The sequence below is a fragment of the Bacillus sanguinis genome, assembly GCF_018332475.1.
Taxonomy (GTDB): domain Bacteria; phylum Bacillota; class Bacilli; order Bacillales; family Bacillaceae_G; genus Bacillus_A; species Bacillus_A sanguinis.
The window spans coordinates 1-1627 of record NZ_BOQB01000567.1; the positions used below are offsets into that span (position 1 = coordinate 1).

The 1627-nt window shown below is 32.0% G+C and carries 2 protein-coding genes; both read right to left on the reverse strand.

Going from position 1 to position 1627, the window contains the following annotated elements:
- Window positions 1–52: 52 nt before the first annotated feature.
- Window positions 53–754, reverse strand: a complete 702-nt coding sequence (locus KI369_RS28610) for a CpsD/CapB family tyrosine-protein kinase (protein WP_212959013.1) — start codon at window positions 752–754, stop codon at window positions 53–55.
- Entirely contained in the window at window positions 744–1487 is a 744-nt protein-coding gene (locus KI369_RS28615) for a YveK family protein (RefSeq protein ID WP_212959014.1), read from the reverse strand. The genes KI369_RS28610 and KI369_RS28615 overlap by 11 nt, the downstream gene beginning before the upstream one ends.
- Window positions 1488–1627: the final 140 nt, after the last annotated feature.

The window sequence follows — 1627 nt, forward strand, 5'->3', positions numbered from 1 at the left end:
CATATTCAAGGGAAAAAAGGAGATATGTTCTTCCCATATCTCACTCTTTAAATTAATTTGCACCGTAATAATAGTATAAGTTTTGTTCCCGTTCACGGTCATTAAGAATAACACCTAATAATTTTCCTTTAGCCGATTCTAATAATCCTTTTGCTTTTACTGCTGTTTCTTTTTCTGTCGATTCACTACGAACAACAAGAATCGAAGCATCACATACATTTGCCATAATTTGCGCATCAGTAACAGCTAAAATTGGTGGTAAATCAAAAACAACTAAATCGTACAGACTATATGCTTGTGCAAGAAGCTCTTGCATCGATTTCGAACCTAACAATTCTGCTGGATTTGGTGGGATTGGGCCACAAGCTAAAAAGTGTAAATTATCAATTGATGTTGTTTGTACACATTTTTCTAAACGTTCACTATGTGTTAGTACGTTCGTTAGTCCAAAGATATTATCTACTTGAAACATTTGATGCATTGCTGGTTTACGCATATCTGCATCAATTAATAACACTTTCTTTCCTTGTTGGGCAAAAACAACTGCCATATTCGCTGTCGTCGTTGTTTTTCCTTCACTTGGGTTTGCAGACGTAATCATTAATGAATGTAGATTTGTATCAACAGCTGCAAATTCGATATTCGTTCGAATATTACGATATTGTTCTGAAATTGGTGATTTTGGTTGCTGATGAGCAATTAATTGACGACGTTGACGATGATTTTTTTTCTTTTTAAATAAATTAAGAGCCAATTGTTTGTCCCCTCACTTTTCTTGATGATAGAGCATGTGATTTTATGTTTGTTGTTTCTTCATCCATACGGGCTACAATACCTAATACTGGTAAACCAAGTAATTTTTCTACATCTTCTTCTTTTTTTAATGTGTTATCTAAATATTCTAGTAAGAATGCAAGGCCAACTGCAACCATTAAACCAACAATGAAAGCGATCGCTACGTTTAACATTGGACGCGGTTTAATTGGCGATTGATTATCAAAAACTTCAGCTTTTGATAATACAGTGACATTATCAACGCTCATAATTTTTGCTACTTCACTTTGAAATACTTCAGCAATTTTATTCGCAATAGCGCTTGCTGTTCTTGGATTTTTATTCTGAACCGTAACAGAAATAACTTGCGAGTCTCTTTCATTTGCAACATCAATATTCTTTGTTAACTCCTGTAGCGTCTCTTGCAATTTCAGTTTTTCTTTCACTTGCTCTAAAATTACAGGACTTTTAATAATAACCTTATATGTATTCGTCAATTGTATATTTGTTTGAACTTCTCCAATCTGTAAAGCAGTCCCTTCTTGCTTCTTCTGATTAACAAGAATTTGTGTTGAAGACTGATAAATTGGTGTCATAAAAAAGAAGCTAATAATAGCACTTATAATCGCTATACCAAATGTAATGGCAAGGATCATTGCTAAACGTTTTTTTAAAATATGAAATAACTCTTTCAAACTAATTGTTTCTTCCATAAGTTCCTCCAACTTTCTAAAATTTGCACATAAGAAAAATTATAACATATTAATCTTACGTTTTTTTATTTTAATAAATTATTTAATACAAGCTCATAACAAACAAATATAATCTTACAAAATAATCTTAAATATGACAA

Excerpts from the sequence above, each read along its gene's own strand:
- KI369_RS28615 (WP_212959014.1), bottom strand. The coding sequence starts at position 1,487 with ATGGAAGAAACAATTAGTTTGAAAGAGTTATTTCATATTTTAAAAAAA.